General features: G+C 65.4%; 16 protein-coding genes. 12 read left to right on the top strand and 4 right to left on the bottom strand.

The features are described 5' to 3' along the window. The first annotated feature begins 57 nt into the window (after positions 1 to 57). From MHZ91_RS23885 to clsB, 10 genes are all read left to right on the top strand, one after another. Positions 58 to 843: a sterol desaturase family protein gene (locus MHZ91_RS23885; protein ID WP_175136899.1), complete on the top strand. Its 786-nt coding sequence runs from the start codon at positions 58 to 60 to the stop codon at positions 841 to 843. Next, on the top strand, positions 843 to 1769 hold the full coding sequence (locus tag MHZ91_RS23890; protein WP_239216020.1) for a fatty acid desaturase: 927 nt from the start codon (positions 843 to 845) through the stop codon (positions 1767 to 1769). Before MHZ91_RS23885 ends, MHZ91_RS23890 begins: the two co-directional genes overlap by 1 nt. 36 nt (positions 1770 to 1805) lie before the next feature. Then, positions 1806 to 3776, top strand: a complete 1971-nt coding sequence (locus MHZ91_RS23895; RefSeq protein WP_239216021.1) for an iron-containing redox enzyme family protein — start codon at positions 1806 to 1808, stop codon at positions 3774 to 3776. Beyond that, a complete protein-coding gene (locus MHZ91_RS23900; RefSeq protein ID WP_239216022.1) occupies positions 3773 to 4669 on the top strand; it encodes a hypothetical protein in 897 nt (298 codons plus the stop codon). Before MHZ91_RS23895 ends, MHZ91_RS23900 begins: the two co-directional genes overlap by 4 nt. A gap of 124 nt (positions 4670 to 4793) precedes the next feature. Next, the gene (locus MHZ91_RS23905; RefSeq protein WP_218342519.1) at positions 4794 to 6077 is read left to right on the top strand and encodes a putative Na+/H+ antiporter; all 1284 of its coding nucleotides are present in this window, start codon (positions 4794 to 4796) and stop codon (positions 6075 to 6077) included. Between the two features lie 205 nt (positions 6078 to 6282). Beyond that, positions 6283 to 6618 carry an FmdB family zinc ribbon protein gene (locus MHZ91_RS23910; protein WP_218342520.1) on the top strand — a complete coding sequence of 112 codons (336 nt, stop codon included), beginning with the start codon at positions 6283 to 6285 and terminating at the stop codon, positions 6616 to 6618. A gap of 17 nt (positions 6619 to 6635) precedes the next feature. Next, entirely contained in the window at positions 6636 to 7301 is a 666-nt protein-coding gene (locus MHZ91_RS23915; RefSeq protein ID WP_370632979.1) for a DUF502 domain-containing protein, read from the top strand. A gap of 36 nt (positions 7302 to 7337) precedes the next feature. Then, the gene (aspS, locus tag MHZ91_RS23920; RefSeq protein ID WP_175124740.1) at positions 7338 to 9125 is read left to right on the top strand and encodes an aspartate--tRNA ligase; all 1788 of its coding nucleotides are present in this window, start codon (positions 7338 to 7340) and stop codon (positions 9123 to 9125) included. Between the two features lie 306 nt (positions 9126 to 9431). Continuing rightward, positions 9432 to 10298 carry an endonuclease/exonuclease/phosphatase family protein gene (locus MHZ91_RS23925; RefSeq protein ID WP_175124739.1) on the top strand — a complete coding sequence of 289 codons (867 nt, stop codon included), beginning with the start codon at positions 9432 to 9434 and terminating at the stop codon, positions 10296 to 10298. Then, positions 10295 to 11506: a cardiolipin synthase ClsB gene (gene clsB, locus MHZ91_RS23930; protein WP_175136895.1), complete on the top strand. Its 1212-nt coding sequence runs from the start codon at positions 10295 to 10297 to the stop codon at positions 11504 to 11506. Before MHZ91_RS23925 ends, clsB begins: the two co-directional genes overlap by 4 nt. 10 nt (positions 11507 to 11516) lie before the next feature. Here clsB and MHZ91_RS23935 read toward each other — a convergent pair whose 3' ends face one another. The 4 genes from MHZ91_RS23935 to pgi form a co-directional block, all read right to left on the bottom strand. Beyond that, the gene (locus MHZ91_RS23935) at positions 11517 to 12386 is read right to left on the bottom strand and encodes a DMT family transporter (protein WP_239216023.1); all 870 of its coding nucleotides are present in this window, start codon (positions 12384 to 12386) and stop codon (positions 11517 to 11519) included. Positions 12387 to 12407: 21 nt separating this feature from the next. After that, positions 12408 to 13760 (bottom strand): MFS transporter, encoded by a 1353-nt coding sequence (locus MHZ91_RS23940; RefSeq protein ID WP_191577564.1) that lies wholly within the window; start codon positions 13758 to 13760, stop codon positions 12408 to 12410. A 99-nt stretch (positions 13761 to 13859) separates the two neighbouring features. Further along, entirely contained in the window at positions 13860 to 14429 is a 570-nt protein-coding gene (locus MHZ91_RS23945) for a carbon monoxide dehydrogenase subunit G (protein ID WP_175124869.1), read from the bottom strand. Between the two features lie 92 nt (positions 14430 to 14521). Next, complete coding sequence (gene pgi / locus MHZ91_RS23950; protein WP_239216024.1) at positions 14522 to 16114, bottom strand: glucose-6-phosphate isomerase; 1593 nt, start codon at positions 16112 to 16114, stop codon at positions 14522 to 14524. A 233-nt stretch (positions 16115 to 16347) separates the two neighbouring features. Here pgi and MHZ91_RS23955 point away from each other — a divergent pair, with 233 nt between their 5' ends. Continuing rightward, the gene (locus MHZ91_RS23955) at positions 16348 to 17451 is read left to right on the top strand and encodes a glycosyltransferase (protein WP_175136890.1); all 1104 of its coding nucleotides are present in this window, start codon (positions 16348 to 16350) and stop codon (positions 17449 to 17451) included. A 159-nt stretch (positions 17452 to 17610) separates the two neighbouring features. Next, on the top strand, positions 17611 to 18648 hold the full coding sequence (gene waaC / locus MHZ91_RS23960; RefSeq protein ID WP_239216025.1) for a lipopolysaccharide heptosyltransferase I: 1038 nt from the start codon (positions 17611 to 17613) through the stop codon (positions 18646 to 18648). Position 18649: the final 1 nt, after the last annotated feature.

The raw sequence follows: 18649 nt of genomic DNA on the forward strand, positions 1-18649 counted from the left end.
GGGAAGCTGACGGATTGCTTATGATGCGGCCATTCTTCGGGGTGACATAAAACCTTCATGGGCCAAGCTTTTGAAGCCTTGTCCGCCTGGCAGGTCATGCTGGCGGGGCTGCTCTTCTTCGGCGGCATCTACCTGGTCTTTGGCGCGGCCACCTGGTTGCTGACCCGGCACATCCTGCCGGCTCTGGGGCTGGGCCGGCCGCTCGATCCGCGGCCGCTTGCGCCGGGCCAGTTGCGCCGCGAGCTGGCACAGTCAGGGCTGTCGATCCTGTTGTTCGGCACCGGCATGATCTTTCCGTGGGGCCTTCTGCAATTAGGGTGGGCGCGTCTGGACCCGGACGCGAGCTGGCAGCAGATCGTGCTGGAAATCTTGGCGCTGGTGGCCTGGAACGACGTGCATTTCTGGATCAACCACCGGCTGCTGCACACGCGGCTTCTGCGCCGCTTTCACCTGCCGCATCATCGCTCGGTCGTGACGACGCCGTTCTCGACGTACAGCTTTCATCCCATCGAGGCGCTGATGTTGGGCAACGTGATCCTGCTGCCCATGGTGGTGCACGATTTCAGCTTCTGGTCGTTGTTGTCGGTGCCGCTCTTTAGCCTGTTCTTCAATTGCATCGGTCACGCCAACTACGATTTCTTTCCCAAGGTCTCGTACGCGCACTGGTTCGCCGCCAGCCGCCGGCACCATCTGCACCACGCCTGCTACAACGGCAACTACGGCTTCCAGTTCACCTTCATGGATCGCCTGTTCCGCACGCGGCTGGGGGCGGAAGCCGCCGAGCGACAGCTGGAAGCCTACCGGCAGCGCGAGTCCGGCGCCGGCCTGCGAGGCTCCGCATAGTGGCGGCAAGGATCGGCCCGAATGGCCAGAGCGGCCCGCGGCGTGCGCTGCCCACGCTGCGCAACCGGCGGGACTGGCAGAGCCTGACCTATCTGGCTGCGCTGCCCCTGCTGGCGGCCTGGCAGTGGTTCAACGGGTTCTGGTGGCCGGCCTATGCGCTGATGCTGTTTCTGACGCTGGGCATCGGCGTCATCCATCACAACCACACGCACATCCGGATGTGGCGCGGCCGCTGGGCCAACCGCATCACCGACTTCTGGATCACGCTGCTGCAGGGCCATCCGACGTTCGTGTTCTATCCGGCCCATGTGGCCAATCATCACCGCTACAAGCATGGCGAGCGCGATGTGGCGCGCACGTACCGGTTTGGCGGCGACACCAACCATTTGTGGGGCTACGTCATCCATCCCGTGCAAGCGGCCTGGGTGCTGTATCCCCTGTTTTTCGCGTGGCTGGGCCGGCTGCGCAGACACTGGCCGGGCGCCTTTCGCTATTGCATGGCGCAGTACGGCGCGTGGCTGGGCCTGTGGGCCGGGCTGATCGCGGTGAACCCGGTCAAGGCGCTGGTGTTCGTGATCGTGCCGCAGCTGCACGGCCTGCATTGGCTGCTGGCCACCAATTATCTGCAGCACGCGCATGCGGACGGCGGACCGCGGCACGTTGCGGGCCTGAACTACGCGCGCAATTTCGAGGGGCTGGTCAATCCGCTGCTGTTCAACATCGGCCTGCACACCGCGCACCACGAGCATCCGCGCGCGCACTGGTCCGAGCTGACCGGCCTGCATCGTGACTACTACCGCAGCCGCGTGCGTGCTGAATTGAACGAGCGCGGCCTGGTGCCCTATATGTTCCGCACCTTCGTGCTGGGCGCTTTCGTGCCGCGCTTTCGCAGCCGTTCCTGCATGGCGCCCGAGCACCTCCGCTAGCGCCGTACACCCCCATTTCCCAACCAGAGATCCGTCATGCCCATTGCGTTTCATCGTGTCTACCTGGAGAGCGCCGGCTATTTCATGCCGGGCGAGCCCGTGTCCAACGAAGCCATGGACGACTACATCGCGCCGCTGAACCGCATGTCCAGCCGGATCAAGAGCCGCATCCTGGCCGAGAACGGCATCAAGCAACGCTACTACGCGATCGATCGGGATGGCGCGACCGTGTTCTCGAATGCGCAGCTTGCAGCCAACGCAATTCGCGATTGCCTGCGGCGCCATGACACCGACCTGTCGGCCGTGTCGATGCTGGCCAGCGGTTCGTCCGGCGGCGATGCGCTGATGCCGGGCTTTTCCAACATGATCCAGGGCGAGCTGGCCGCGCCGCCGATGGAGACGCTGTCAGTGCATGGCATCTGCGCCGCGGGCGTGTCGGCGATCCAGGCGGCCGCGCAAGGCGTCGAGTTGGGCGCGCATGCCAGCGCGCTGGCCGTGGCCAGCGAACTGCCGTCGCGCCTGTTCAAGCGCTCGCGCTTTGCAGCGCGCGGCTACGACGCCGACTTCGACGCGCACTTCCTGCGCTGGATGCTGTCGGACGGCGCCGGTGCGGTGCTGCTGGGAAATGGCCAGCGGCCGCTGCCCGGCGCGTCGCAGGGCGTGCGCCTGCGCTTGAAGTGGGTGCATCAGCGCTCGTTCTCCGGCGACTATCCGGTGTGCATGCAGTTGGGGCTGTCGGCCGACCGGAGCAAGGGGCATCTGGACTACCCGTCCTGGAACGAGGCCGAGGCCGATGGCGCGTTGTCGCTGCGCCAGGACATCCGCCTGTTGCCGCATCTGTTCGACATCGGCATCCACGAGTACGCCAAGCTGGTGCGCGACGGCTGGGTGGATCCGGACCAGGTCGATCACTTTCTGTGCCATTACTCATCGGAAAAATTCATCCCGGTCGTGGAAGACCTGATGGAGAAGGCCGGCCTGGTGATCCCGCGCGAGCGCTGGTTCAGCAACCTGGCGTGGCGCGGCAACACAGGCGCCGCCTCCATCATGATCATGCTGGCCGAGTTCCTGGAGACGCGGGAGGTCAAGCTCGGCGAACAGATCTTCTGCTACATCCCCGAGTCCGGGCGCTTCATGGCGGCCTACATGCTGCTGGAAGCCGAAGCGGTGCACGCCCAGCCGGCGGTGGCCGCAGACGTGTCGGGCGTCGCCACTCCGGGCGTCGTTACTCCTGGCGTCGCTACGCCGGGCGCCGCTGCGCGCGAAGACGCGGCGTCCGCCGACGCCGACGCTATCGCGCCGCCGCACGATCCCGACATGGCGCCGCAAGGCCTGGGCCAGCTTCTGACCGAACTCGCGGCGATCTGGCACGACTACCGCTCGCGCGTGTGGCGCACGCCGGTGGTCCGCCGCCTGCGCAACCGCCAATTCCAGACCACGGATTACCTGACGTGGATGGAGAACTGGATTCCGCAGGTGCGCGAAGGCAGCAAGTGGATGCGCGAAGGCGCCGCGTCGCTGACCGAGCAATACGCGCCGCTGGCCGCGCTGATCGACATGCACGCGGGCGAAGAGCAGAACGACTTCCAGATACTGTTCGACGACTACCGCACCGCGGGCGGCACGGTGGACAGCATTGATGCCCTGCGCCGCAATCCCGGCGGCGAGGCGCTCAATGCCTACCTGCACAGCCTGGCCGCCACGCGCGATCCGATCGGTCTTTTGGGCGCCATCTACATCATCGAAGGCACGGGGCAGCGCATCGTGCCGGCGCTGCTGCCGCTGCTCAAGGCCAGCCTGAAGCTGCCGCCCGACGCCTTCCGCTTTTTGGAGTACCACGGCCACAACGATGAACACCATCTGGCGCGCTGGCTGTCGGCCGTGGAACTGGCGCTCGATTGCGACGAGGATGGCCGCGCCGAGCAGCGCATCGTTGACACCGCGCGCCGCACGGCGGCGCTTTACCTGATGCAGTTTCATCACGTGATGGAGGCGGACGCGGCATGAACAAGGCGCCCGAATTCCTTGCCCGGGAGCACGATCCGGCGGATCCCAGCCCCTGGCTCGCGCTGTACCTGGACCGCAGCACGCCGCTGCCCGACAAGGTCAAGAAGGCCTGGCTGACGGATTCCAGCTGCGCGTCGCGCCAGTACCTGCTGCCGTTCCTGCGGCCGCTTGCGCGGGCCTTCATCATCCTGATCCAGATCGTCAAGACGTTCCTGCCGCGCCGCTGGTCGCATTCCCGGGTGCTGCACCGCATCCTGGCATGGGGCTTGAAGCGGTTCGTGTCGCCCGAGGCCAACTGGCTGATCCTGCGGCATTTTCATCTGGGGGCGCAGGCGCTGGCGTTCATCGCGGCGAACTCGCCGGTGCCGATCACCACGACGCCGCTCGAGCCGATGACGATCGACGACCTGAAGGACGATCTGTTCGTCAAGCACGACCTGAATCTCTTCAACTTCGTCATCCGGCTGAACCAGGCGCTGCGGGATGCGGGCGTGGAGATGCATGCGCCGCAGACCGTGGACTTTTCCATGCTGCGCGACCCGCCGATCCGGCTGGAGGACATGCCGCAAGGCAAGCTGAACTTCCTGGACCTGCAAAGCGCCATCGAGCTGTTCACGCCGCTGTATCAACTGCTGCTGACCGACAACGACTTCTGGCGCGCGGCCAATTCGCTGCAGCTCGATGAGACCGTGGGCATCTATGCGGCCAAGCTGCTGGGCGCGCCGCAGCACCTGATCCTGGTCAACAACAGCCATCCGCTGGTGCCGATGTCTACGCTGCGTGCAGGCTACCGGCTGGTGCTGCACGGCCTGTCCACCGAGATGCTGCACAGCCTGCTGATGGAGATGAAGGCGGCCCAGGCGGGCGCCGAACCGCCGGCCCCGATCGCGTAGAAAAGGCGGCAGGGATCAGTGTTGACCCTGCGTTACACCGGCCAGCCGCTGGGCTATATTGCGACGCTTGTCCGACAAGCCCGCCGGAACACCCCTCCGCCGGGCGTCATAGGAATTGCCGCAAATGCCCCAGACGCTAGAGGTCATCGCCACCATCCTGTTTGCCGTGGCGGTCCTCCACACCTTTTCGGTTCCCTTCTTTGCGCGCCTGGCGCATCGGGGCGGGCCGCACGCGGGCTTCTGGCATCTGTTTTCCGAGGTCGAGGCCGTCTTCGGCGTCTGGGCCTTTGCGCTGATCGTGACCATGGCCGCGCTGGCCGGACCGTCGGCCGCCATCGATTACATGGACACGCGCAACTTCACGGAGCCGCTGTTCGTCTTTGTCATCATGGTGGTGGCGGCCAGCCGGCCGATTCTTGAGCTGGTGGGGTTGCTGGTCCGCATCGTGGCGCGGGCGCTGCCCATGCCGCGCGAGCTCTCGACCTTTTTCGTGGTGATGGCCCTGGTGCCGCTGGGCGGCTCGTTCATCACCGAACCCGCCGCGATGACGCTGGCCGCCATCCTGCTGCGCGACGCGTACTTTCGCAGCAGCGGCCGGGCCGGGTTCAAGTATCTGACGCTGGGCGTGCTGTTCGTGAACGTGTCCATCGGCGGCGTGCTGACCTCCTACGCCGCGCCGCCCGTCCTGATGGTGGCGGGCACGTTCGGCTGGGATTCGGCCTTCATGCTGCAGCACTTCGGCTGGCGCGCGGCGCTGGCGGTGTGCCTGAATGCGGGCCTGCTGACGTTCATCTGCCGCAAGGCGCTGCTCGAAGGCGCGGTGGGCACGCGCGGCGGCGTCGATGCGCCGGACGGCGCGGGCAAGCGCGCGCCGGTGCCCGCCATCGTGATCCTGGTGCATCTGGTGTTCTTGGTCGCCATCGTGCTGACCGCGCACCATCCGGCCATCTTCCTGGGCCTTTTGATGATGTTCATCGGCTTTTCCGAGGCCTACAAGCGGCACCAGGACCGCCTGATGATCAAGGAGGGCCTGATGGTCGGTTTCTTCCTGGCCGGTCTTGTGGTGCTGGGCGGATTGCAGAAGTGGTGGCTGCAGGGACTGCTTGGCGGGCTGGAGCCCTTCGTCCTGTTCTGGGGCGCGACGGCCCTGACAGCTATTACCGACAACGCGGCGCTCACCTATCTGGGGTCGCTCGTGGAAGGCACCAGCGAGGCCTGGCGCTACATGCTGGTGGCCGGCGCGGTCACGGGCGGCGGGTTGACGGTGATCGCCAACGCGCCCAATCCGGCCGGTTTCGCGATCCTGAAGAACCATTTCCCGGATGGCAGCATTTCGTCCGGGCGCCTGTTCCTGTGCGCCTTGGGACCGACCCTGGTGGCCGCCGTGATGTTCCTGCTTCCCGTGTAGGGAAAGGCCGCCCGCACCGGGCAGGCCGTGCCCCGGGCGCCGGCTTGCGGCCGGCAGGGTGGGGCGGACACCGACGCTTTATGAAAAACCGCTAAAATTCAAGACTTTCCCGTATTTTTCCGGCCTTGCCCAGCCGCCGAGCCTTGCGCCCGCGCGCGGCAGCAGGCGGAATTTGATATGCCGGGCTTGCGCCTGGGAGCCCTCGATGCCCATCTACGCCTATAAGTGCAGCGCCTGCGGCCATGCCAAAGACGTCTTGCAGAAGATTTCCGACGCGCCGCTTTCGGTTTGCCCCGAATGCGGCCAAAGCACGTTTTCCAAGCAGGTGACCGCGGCTGGATTCCAGCTCAAGGGCTCCGGCTGGTATGTCACGGACTTCCGTAACAACGGCAGCGGCAATAGCAGCAGCGGCGCCAACAGCAGCAGCCCGGGCGCCGCCCCGGCCTCCGCTGAAAGCGCCACGCCCGCCGCCGCGCCGGCTGCCGCGCCTGCCGCAGCCCCCGCCCCGGCGACGCCTGCTGCCGGCAGCGCCGCTTCCTAGAGCGCATCGCGATGCGGATGCGCGTCATCAAGAAGTACTTCATCACCGGGCTGCTGATCTGGGTTCCCCTGGTCATCACGGTGTGGGTACTGGGACTGCTGGTCGCCACCCTTGAAGGGTTCGTGCCCGGCTTCCTGTCGTCCGAATCGCTGTTCGGACTGGACATTCCCGGTTTCCGCTTCGCCCTCGTGATCGTGGTGGTGCTTCTGACGGGCGTCTTCGCCGCCAACCTGATCGGCCGCACCATGGTCGACCAGTGGGAAAGCCTGCTGGGCCGCATCCCGCTCGTGCGTTCCATCTACAACTCGGTCAAGCAGGTCAGCGATACCGTGCTTGCCCCCAACGGCCAGGCGTTTCGCCGCGCGGTGCTGGTTCAGTATCCGCGGGCAGGCGCCTGGACCATCGCTTTCGTCACCGGCACGCCCAGCGGTGAAGTGGCCGCCAGCCTGCCTGGCGACCACATCAGCCTGTACGTGCCGACGACCCCCAACCCCACATCCGGCTTTTTCCTGATGGTGCCTCGCGCCGAGGTCGTCGACCTTCAGATGAGCGTGGACGCGGCCTTGAAGTACATCGTTTCCATGGGCGTGGTCGCCCCGGTCCCGGGGGCAACGCCCGTGGTCCGGCCGGCTGCGCTCTCTCCGGCGCCGGGCGTGCAGGACGCACCCCGCGCCGATTCGTAACCCTTACACACCAAGCACAAAACGGAGTCATCCCGCATGCGTACCTGCTACACCGGCCAGGTTTGCCGTGACCATCTCGGCCAGACCGTCACCCTGTACGGCTGGGTGAACCGCCGCCGCGACCACGGCGGGGTCATCTTCATCGACCTGCGCGACCGCGCGGGCCTGGCGCAGATCGTGTTCGATCCGGACAACGCCGCCTTCGCCACCGCCGAGCGCCTGCGCAATGAATTCTGCGTCCGCGTCACCGGCCTGGTGCGCGAGCGTCCGGCCGGCACGGCCAACGCTGAACTGGCCTCCGGCGAAATCGAAGTGCTCTGCAAGGAAGTCGAGATCCTGAACGCGTCGGTCACGCCGCCGTTCCAGCTGGATGACGACAACCTGTCGGAAACCACCCGCCTGACGCACCGCGTGCTGGACCTGCGCCGTCCGCAGATGCAGCGCAACCTGATGCTGCGCTACCGCGTGTCCATCGAAACCCGCAAGTTCCTGGACGAGCTGGGCTTCATCGACATCGAAACGCCGATGCTGGCCAAGAGCACGCCGGAAGGCGCGCGCGACTACCTGGTGCCCTCGCGTGTCAACGCCGGCCACTTCTTCGCGCTGCCGCAATCGCCGCAGCTCTTCAAGCAGATGCTGATGGTCTCGGGCTTTGACCGCTACTACCAGATCACCAAGTGCTTCCGCGACGAAGACCTGCGCGCCGACCGTCAGCCGGAATTCACCCAGATCGATTGCGAAACCTCGTTCCTGAACGAATTCGAAATCCGTGAAATCTTCGAAAACCTGATCCGCCACGTGTTCAAGGTGGTGCAGGGCGTCGACCTGCCGTCGCCGTTCCCGATCATGCCGTGGACCGAAGCGATGCGCCGCTACGGCTCGGACAAGCCCGATCTGCGTGTGCAGCTCGAGTTCACCGATATCACCGACGTCATGCGCGACGTGGACTTCAAGGTGTTTGCCGCCGCCGCCACGGCGCCCGGCAGCCGCGTGGTCGCCCTGCGCGTGCCCGGTGGCGCCGAAATGTCGCGCAGCGAGATCGACGCCTACACCCAGTTCGTCGGCATCTACGGCGCCAAGGGCCTGGCCTACATCAAGGTCAACGAAGTGGCCAAGGGCCGCGACGGCCTGCAATCGCCCATCGTCAAGAACCTGCACGACGCTGCCCTGGCCGAACTGGTCAAGCGCACGGGCGCCCAGGACGGCGACATCATCTTCTTTGGCGCGGACCGCGAGAAGGTCGTCAACGACGCCATCGGCGCGCTGCGCGTGAAGATCGGCCACAGCGAGTTCGGCAAGAAGACGGGTCTGTTCACGGCCGGCTGGAAGCCGCTGTGGGTGGTCGACTTCCCGATGTTCGAATACGACGAGGAAGACGGTCGCTACACCGCTGCCCACCACCCGTTCACCAGCCCCAAGGACGGCCACGAAGACTTCCTGGAATCCGATCCCAGCAAGGCGTTCGCCAAGGCCTACGACATGGTCCTGAACGGCTGGGAAATCGGCGGCGGCTCGGTCCGTATCCACCGCGAGGAAGTGCAGAGCAAGGTGTTCCGCGCGCTGAAGATCGGCGCCGAGGAAGCCCGCGAGAAGTTCGGCTACCTGCTGGACGCGCTGCAGTACGGCGCGCCTCCGCACGGCGGCATCGCCTTCGGCCTGGACCGCATCGTCACGATGATGACCGGCGCCGAATCGATCCGCGACGTGATCGCCTTCCCGAAGACGCAGCGCGCCCAGGACCTCCTGACGCAAGCGCCGTCGGAAGTCGACGAGAAGCAACTGCGCGAGCTGCACATCCGCCTGCGCAACGTCGAAAAGGCGTAAAGCGCCGGAGCGCCGTTGGCGCTCCCCCCCGGCGGCCTTCTTCACGGGGGCCGCTGGCGGACCGGCAGCGCCGGATCCGCGGCGGTCTGCTTGAAGCACGATCCGCACTGGGCGCCACGCCCGAATCATGAGCAGGTTTCAAGTGTCTGATCAGTCAGTCTGGCGTGACCGCATGCCGCAAAGATGGGAACACCCGGCTGAAATGGAGTAATCTGGCTAACGCCGCCAAACACGGCGGCGGCTGGCCAGAGGACCTACCGGGACCCGGCCGGTGGTTCCCAAGATTTGAAAGGCGCCATTGCTTCCATGTCGCTCATCCGAGTCGTCAGCTACAACATACACAAGGGCCGTTCGGCACTAGGCCGGCGCGACTCCCTGAATGAACTTCGCCTGGGCCTGTATGGCCTTCGCCCTGACCTGGTCTTCCTGCAGGAGGTCCAGGGCCGCAACGAGCAGAAGTCGCTGCTCGACGCTCAGCACGAGTCCCTGGCCGCGGCATTGCGGCTGGATGTGGCCTATGGCCGCAACGCCATCCGCCACGCCACCGACCACGGCAATGCGCTGCTGTCGCGTTATCCCATCCTCGACCACGAAAATCTCGACATTTCCGACCATCGCCTCGAGCAACGCGGGCTGCTGCACGCGCGCATCGATGTGGGCGATCGGGCGGTGCATTGCTTCGTGGTGCATCTGGGCCTCTTTGCCGGCAGCCGCAGCCGCCAGATCCTGGCGCTGACCGAGCGCATCAAGCGCATGGTGCCCGACGGCGAGCCCATCCTGATCGCCGGCGATTTCAACGACTGGAATGACCGGCTGGCGCCCATGTTCGTGCAGCAGCTTGGGCTGTACGAAGTGTTTTCGCACGCCCCGCGCAGCCATGGCGGCGACCTGCCGCGCCTGCGCGACTCGGTCAAGCGGCTGTCCAACGCCCTGCGCGGTTTGCCCAGCAGCGGCGTCTCGGTCATGGAGCGCAACAACCAGCTTGGCATGGACGGCAGCTCCCGGCTGCTGGCGCCGCCGCCGCGCACGTTTCCCGCCGTGTTCCCGTGGTTCCGCCTGGACCGCATCTACCAGCGCGGCTTTGCCGTGCGCAGCGCCCGGGTGCTGCGCGGCCGCGAGTGGGCCAAGCTGTCCGATCATTCGCCCTTGCTCGCGGAGCTGGAACTCCCGTGAAGGACGAGCAGGACAGGCTGGAGTGGGTGCAGGGCAACGATATCCGTCTGCTCCAGAACGGCGCCGACTTCTTTCCCGCGCTGTGCGCGGCGATCGACGCGGCCACGGTCAGCGTGCACCTGGAAACCTACATCTTCATGCTCGACCGCACCGGCACGAAGGTGCTGGAGTGCCTGTCGGCGGCCGCGCGCCGCGGCGTCAAGGTACGCGTGGTCCTGGATGGCTTTGGCAGCGCCTTGCACGGCGAGCGCGTGCGCGTTGCGCTGACCAATGCAGGCGCGCAGTGCCGCATCTTCCGGCCCGAGCCGCGCTGGTTCGCGCGTTTCGTGCCATCGCGCAGCCGCCTGCGGCGCCTGCATCGCAAGGTCACCATCATCGATGGCCGCATGGCCTTCATCGGCGGCATCAACGTCATCGACGACTACGATGACCTGGATCCCACCGACGGCCTGACCGGTCCGCGTTTCGACTTCGCCGTTCAGGTCGAAGGCCCGCTCGTCACGCAGGCGGCCCATGCGCAGGATCTCCTGTGGGTGCGCCTGAACTGGGCGCGCCTGCGGCGCCATCCGCGCGACTGGCATCGGTTGCAGCTGCTCAAGCCGCGCGATGTTCCTGCGCCGCCTGGCGGCATGCTGCGCGCCGCGCTGGTGCTGCGCGACAACCTGCGCTTTCGCAGGACATTCGAGCGTGCCTATCTGTTCGGCATCTCGCGCGCGCGGCGCGACATCCTGATCGCCAATGCCTACTTCTTTCCGGGCGTGCGCTTTCGCCGCGCGCTGGCCAAGGCCGCCGCCCGCGGCGTGCGCGTGCGGCTGCTGTTGCAGGGCAAGGTCGAATACCGGATGCAGTATCACGCCACGCGTTCGCTGTATGACAAGCTGCTGCGCGACGGCATCGAGATCTACGAGTACATGCCGAGCTACCTGCACGCGAAGGTCGCGGTGATCGACAACGTGGCGACGGTGGGGTCATCGAACCTCGACCCCTTCAGCCTGCTGCTGGCGCGCGAGGCCAATGTCGTGGTCGACAGCCAGCCGTTCGCCTGGGACCTGCAGGAGCGCCTGGAAACCGCCATCCGCGAGGGCGGACGCTTCATCCGGCCGCTGGATTACCAGCGCCGGGGTTTCGTGCGGCGGTGGATCGATGCGGCGTCTTATGCGTTGCTGCGGATTGGCGTGGCGTTCACGGGTACGTCGGACAAATACTGAACGCGGGCGCTCAAGTACGGGGTTTGAGAAGCCCCAGCGCCAGCGCGGTTCCCACCAGGATGATGGCCGCGCCAATCGCGATGGACGGCGTCACGGCTTCGTCCAGCAGCGTTGCGCCCCAGACCACGCCGAATATCGGCACGAGGAACGTCACGCTCACGGCCGCAGTGGGACCCACATTGGCGATCAGCCGGAAGAAGATGATGTAAGCCGCACCGGTGCAGACCACCGCCAGCAGTATGGTGGAGATCCACGCGGGCGCCGATGCCGGCGTCTCCGGCCAAGCCGGAATGGCCAGCGGCAACAGCACGAGCGACGCGGCGATCATGCTGCCGGTGGCGCTTGCCAGCGCGTCCACACCTGTCAGGAAACGCTTGGTCCAGTTGGCCGCGATGCCATAGAAGACCGGCGCCGACACGGCAGCGAGGACGGCGGGGCCTGTGCCGCCATCCTGGAAGTTCAGCTTGTCCCAGACCAGCACGACGATGCCGATCAAGCCGATGAACAGCCCCAGCGACCGCATCCACGGGAGCTTGTCCTTGAGCCACAGCCAGCCCACCACGGCGCCCCACACGGGCGTCACCGCATTGGCCACCGACAGGAAGCCGGCGCCGAGGGACTGTGCGGCATAGGCGTAAAGCAGAAAGGGCACTGCGGCATTGAGGGTGCCGACCACCAGCAACGCCTTCCAGTGGCGTCCGATGATGGGCAGCTTGCCGCGCCACATCGCGGCCGGCAGCAAGAACAGGGCGGCAAGTCCGACGCGCAGCTCGATCAGTGCGATGGGTCCGAACTCCTTGACTGCCACGCGCATGAACAGAAAAGAGCCGCCCCAGACGGCGGCCAGAAGCAGCAAATCCATCAGATTGCGTTGACGCATGATTTGTCTCGGGCGTACGCCTTATTTCCGGTTCGTGACCAGATTCTTCATCTTCACCCGGTGCGCCAGCAGCGCGCAGGTCAGGGACAGGACGATACACAGGATCAGCCCGGTCCGCACGCCGGAAAGCACCGTGCTGTGCGAAATCAGAATGCCGACCACGGCAGTGCCCAGCGCGCTGCCGATGGCGCGCGTGGTCTGCACCAGCGCCGAGGCCACGCCCACGTCGCGCCGCTCGCTCAGCATCTGCATGAAGAGCGTCAGGTTGGGCAACAGAAAGCCCAGCGCGCAGCCGTTGACGAAAAAGGCGGACAGGATCCACCACGCCGACGTGCCCGGTGAAATCAGCAGCACCATCAGCGAACCTGCGGCCAGCAGGCCGCCGCCGAACACCATCAGCCGCTGCGGCTCGGTCTGCTTGGGAAACATGCGGCCGTTGATGATGCTGCCGACCGAGATCGCGGCCACGAGCGGCGTCAGCAGCAGGCCCGCCTGGCTGGGCGTGTAGCCCAGCACCTGCTGCAACAGCAGCGGGCTGTAGAAGATCAGGATGAACATCACCGCGCCCACCATCATTGCTGCCACGTTCAAGAGGCGCGGGTCGCGGCCGGACAGCACGCGCAGCGGGAAGATCGGCGACTTCACGCGGCGTTCGGTCGGAATCAGGATGGCAATGGCGGCAGCGCCGACCAGCGCCAGCGTCAGGCCGAGCATCGGGTGCGCGTGTTCGCCGCTGGCGAAAGCAAGCTCCAGCGCGGCCAGCGGCGCGCCCACGGCCAGCACGAGCAGAATGGCGCCCACCCAGTCGATCTTGCGGCTGCCGTCGTGAATGGGCCGGATGCGCGGGAAATAGCGCGCCAACAGGAAGAAGGCGGCCGCCGCCGCGATCGGCGTGATGAAGAACGCCGCGCGCCACCCCAACGCCTGCGTGGCCGCCCCGCCCAGCACCGGGCCGATGCCGCTGGCCATGGCAAAGGCCGCGGACACCAGCGCCATCCATCTGACCCGCTGCTTGGCGTCGGGAAACAGATCCGCCGGCGCGGCGAACGCCGTGGCGATCATCATGCCGCCGCCCACCCCCTGCAGGGTGCGGAACACGATGAGTTGGGTCATGGACTGCGCCAGGCCGCAGGCGATGGAGCCCAGCGCGATGATCAGCACCGACACCAGCATCAAGGGCTTGCGGCCAAACATGTCGCCCAGCCGGCCGAAGATCAGGATGGAGGCCGCAGTGGCCAGCAGATAGCCCGTGCCGACCCAGGCGTAGAGCGCCATGCCGTTCAGCGCCTCGGCCACGCGCGGCAGGGTGGTGCTGATGATGGTGGAATCCAGGGCGGCAAGCACCACGGTGGCCGACACGCCTGCCATCGCCATCAGCAGGTCCCGTCGTGAGCGTGTGGGATCAGTGGCTGGCTGCGGGGGCGTCGGCGGCGGATTCATGCCGTCAAGGATATCACCGGCACCCTAGGGTTATCACTTGTAAAACGTGTGGTATCCCCAGAAAACCGCGATGACCAGCACAACCAGCATCCAGGACCAGCGCGAATTCGAAAGGCCGCGCGCTTCTGGTTCGGGAGGCGGAGGAGGGGGCGCGATCCGCGGCTGTGCCGCCATGTGGTCGATGAAGGAAGCGAAGAACTTCTCGATGATCTTCTCGCCGGCCTTCAAGAGAACGCCTTCTCCGCATTCGCCCAGCTTGCCGCCCGCCATGCCAGCCACCGTGTAGGCCACGCGGGTGCCCTGGTCCTTGGTGGTCAGGTTGACCTGCGCCGTGCCAATCGCCAGGCAGGCGGCGCGCCCCTTGCCTTCGAATACCAGCGTGCAGCTGTCGGGGGCGTTCATGTCGGAGAGCAGGATCTCGCCTTCGTAGTCGGTGTCGATGCCGGCGATCTTGGCGCGCAGCGTGACCGCATATTCGGTCGGGCTGCGCATGGCGACTTCGACACACCCCGGAATGCATTTCTGTAACACTCGCGGGTCGGTCAACGCATCCCATGTCTGGTGCTGCGTCGAAGGAATCCATTGGGCATCGGCAATGCGCATGGCTGTCTCCTTGTAGAAACGCTTTATGTGCATTCTGTGCCCAAAAGGCGGGTTTGGCTATCTCGGGGACAAAACCCTGCCAGGCCAAGCGGTCAATCGTGGTTGTCGCGGTCCTGCCGGTCGCCTGCCAGCAGCGAGATCCAGTGCCGTGTCGATTGGTCGTGCGACGGCGCCTGCGGTTCGCCATGGAGTTCGCGCAGGATGCCGCTGGCCATCTTCTTGCCGGCTTCGACACCCCATTGATCGAAGGGGTTGATGCCCCAGACCAGCGCTTGCACGAAGACCTTGTGCTCGTAAAGCGCGAGCAAGGCGCCAAGCGCCTCGGGCGTCAGGCGCGGAAGCACGATCAGCGTCGAGGGCCGGCCGCCCTGATGGTGGCGGTGGCGGGCAAGCCATTGCGCATCGGCTTCCGGCATACCTTGCGCCTTCAGCGCCGCCTCATCCGCGTCGATCGATGTGCCCCGCAGCAACGTCTGGCGCTGCGCGAGACAATTGGCCAGCAGCATGGCGTGTTCCTCGACCCATTGATGGTCGGCTTCGCGGCACATGATGAAATCGACCGCCGCGCCGTCCGTGCCTTGGTGCAGCCACTGGAAGAACGTGTGCTGCCCGTCCGTGCCCGGCATGCCCCAGACCGAAGGACCGGTGGGCACGCCCACAGGCCGGCCGGCAATATCGACGGATTTGCCGAGCGACTCCATGTCGAGCTGCTGCAGATAGGGGGCCAGGTATTGCAGGCGGGCGTCGTAGGCGGCAATGCTCAGTGAGCCGTAGCCGAGCACGCTGCGGTTGGCGATGCCGGCCAGCGCGAGCTGCACCGGGGCGTTGTCGGCGATGTCGGCCTGGGCGAAGTGATCGTCCATCGCGGCGGCGCCGGCGCGGATGCCCTCGATCACGTCCAGGCCCACGGCCAGCGCAACCGGCAGGCCGACAGCCGACCAAAGCGAGTAGCGGCCCCCCACCCAGTCCCAGAATTGGAAGGTCTGGTTTTCGGGAATGCCGATCTTGGCCGCCGCCGCCGGCTTGGCAGTGATGGCGACCACATGGTCGTAAGGATTCTCTATGCCCGCATCGGCCAGCCACTGCACGGCGCGCCGCAGGTTCGCCAGCGTCTCGGCCGTCGTGAACGACTTGGACGTCACCACCACGAGCGTTTCACGGGGGTCCATGCCCAGGACTGCGTCCTCGATGGCGTGGCCGTCGATATTGGCGACGAACTTGAGGTCACGGCGGCAGCCGTAGCCACCGCACGCGTCTGTGGCCAGGCGCACGCCCCAGTCGCTGCCGCCGATGCCGATATGGATGATGGACTTCCATTTGCCGTGCGCATCAGCGTCCTGCACGAAGTCGCGCACGCGCTGGTGTTCGTGGGCGACTTCCGCGATAGGCTGACGCGCGCGCAGCATCGTGTGCCAGGCGGCGCGGTTCTCGGTGACGTTGACGGAAGCTCCGGCCAGCAGGGCTTCCCGCGCGGCGTCAAAACCGCGTGCGCTTAGAAGCGCCGCGCCCGCTCGACGGGCGTTAGGGGAGTCGACGTGCGCGCTCAGGTCGATTGTCAGCCCGGCCGCATGCACCAGGTGCAGTTCGTCGGTGCAAAAAGAGGCTTCCAGCACAGCTTCGGAATATGCCTTCCATTCGGGCAGGTGCAACAGGCTTGCGTGGTCAGCGGGTTTGAAAGGATGCATATTCTCGAGAATGCGTCTTGATACTGCGGTGGTGTGGCGGCAGGCCGAACTGCCGGTTGATGGCATTTCGCCATCGATTCGACCCGCGAGTTTAGCCCTTCCGCCCGGCACGATGCAGGCCCTTTTTATTTTGCAAGTCCCGTTTCCGTTCTCTTGCAAAACTGTTGGAATTGCGTTCCTGGGCCGGCGACGTCTGACGCTACAATCCGGCCTATTCCAATAGGCGCCCTTCCATGCTGTACGTCCTCGTAGCGTTCCTGGTTTCGCTCATATCGACCATGCTGATTGTTCGCTATCGTTCCTGGCACGATGGCCTGACTGCTGATCATGATCTGGAGGGTGTGCAGAAGTACCATGCGACCCCGGTTCCAAGAATCGGCGGGTTGTCTTTGCTCGTGGCCAGCGGAGTTACCTGCGCCCTGGTCGCCGTTCGTGAGCCCGAAGTTCTACCCAATATGGTGCTGCTGTTGGCTGCCGGCATGCCGGCATTTTTGGGCGGATTCGCGGAAGACTTGACCAAACAGGTACGAGTGTTGGTTCGACTGGGGCTGGCCATTTTGTCTGGTGCTGCAGCCTATTATCTTCTCGGCGCTGCGGTGACGCGTGTCGACATTATCGGTCTGGATTGGCTGCTCCAGTTCAGCGTTGTTTCGCTGGTGTTTACTTCAGTGGCGATTGGCGGCGCTGCGAATGCGATAAACATCATCGACGGTTATAACGGCTTGGCTGCCGTGGTATCAGCAATGATATTGGCCGGATTCGCTTACGTATCGTTTTACCTTGGCGACCGTTTTCTTTTGATTGTTGCCTTGAGCACATTGGGCGCAGTTATTGGATTTCTGGTGTGGAATTATCCCCATGGTCATATCTTTCTAGGCGATGGTGGTGCATATTTCCTCGGATTCATTATTGGCGAGTTATCCGTTTTGATGCTTGCGCGGCATCCATATGTGTCCGCCTGGTTTCCGCTTTTGTTGTGCATCTATCCTGTGTTCGAGACACTGTTCTCGATCTATCGAAAAAAATGGCTGCGCGGTCGATCGCCGGGTGCGCCCGACGGCGTGCACCTTCATATGCTGATATACAAGCGTTTGGTCCGGTGGGCTATCGGATCGCGCGAAATGCGACATAAGACGCAACGTAATTCGATGACGTCGCCATATCTGTGGCTGTTGTCGTCGCTGGCTGTCATCCCTGCGGTCTTGTTCTGGCAGGAACCGTGGTTGTTGATGCTGTTTACAGGCATATTTTCGACAACGTACGTCGTGTTGTACCGTCGGCTGGTTTTATTCCGCATGCCAAAATGGATGATCGTGAAGAAAAAGAAGCGGCAATAATTCTTGTCTGGTCGCATCCGGCTCTCCGATCCCAGCGGTATGCGACGCGGCGTCGCGGCTTACGCAGCGATGGCCATAGTTGATGTAAAGTTCGGGCTGCGTTGAACGGCGTCCATCCCTCATCGGGTCGAGGGCGGCTCCAAGCACCAATCCTTGTCCATGCCCACACGAATTCTCATCGTTCGCACGTCCTCCCTGGGCGACCTCGTCCACATGCTGCCTGCGATCACGGATATCGCCCGGCACGTGCCGGACGCGCAGATCGACTGGGTCGTCGAGGAAGCCTTCGCCGAGATCCCGTCGTGGCATCCCGCCGTCAACGAAATCATCAAGGTCGCACACCGGCGCTGGCGTAAGTCGTGGTGGTCCGCCCAAGTGCGGGCCGAGCGGCGCGCGCTGCGCGAGCGCCTGCGCGCCGTGCGCTACGACGTGGTCCTGGACATGCAGGCCTTGCTGAAATCGGCGTGGCTGGTGCGTCAGACGCAGGGCGTCAAACATGGGCTGGACTGGCGGTCCGCGCGCGAGCCGCTGGCCTCGCTGTTCTACAACGTGCGTCATCGCGTCGAATTCTGGCAGCCCGCGGTGATCCGCCAGCGCAAGCTGGCCGGGCTGACGTTCGGCTATCAGCACGCCGGCTTGCCCGATTTTGGCTTGCAGGCGTTCGCGCGCCAGGCGACCCAAGCGCCCGAGCCGGTCGTCGAAGTCGGCAGCGGCGGTCTGAACGCCGCCGAGCTGCCGCGGCTGCATCATGTGGACACTGACCGCGGCTATGCGGTGATCATGCCGTCGGCCAGCCGTGACGACAAACTGTGGCCCGAGGAAGACTGGCGCGTGGTGTTCCGCCGCCTGCGCGAGGCCGGCTGCACGCTGAAGCTGCTGGCCGGCAACGAACAGGAAGCCGCGCGCGCCCAACTGCTGGTGGCCGGCATGGAGGGGGCCGAGGTCATGCCCCGCATGGATCTGTCCGCCGTGGCCAAGTTGCTGGCCGGCGCCCGCCTGATGGTGGGCCTGGACAGCGGCCTGACGCACCTCTCAGCCGCGCTGGGCCGTCCCACGATCGGCATCTACCGGGCCTCGACGCCCGTGCGCACCCCCCTGGTCGGGTCCAACTACACCGCCAGCCTGGGCGACCGCGGCGCCTCGCCGTCTCGCGAGGCCGTCATGGCCTCGGTCGAGCAGGCGCTCGCCGCGCAGTGAC

Origin of the sequence: Achromobacter sp. ACRQX, from assembly GCF_022346505.1 — a bacterium.
GTDB classification, from domain to species: Bacteria; Pseudomonadota; Gammaproteobacteria; order Burkholderiales; family Burkholderiaceae_B; genus Achromobacter; species Achromobacter animicus.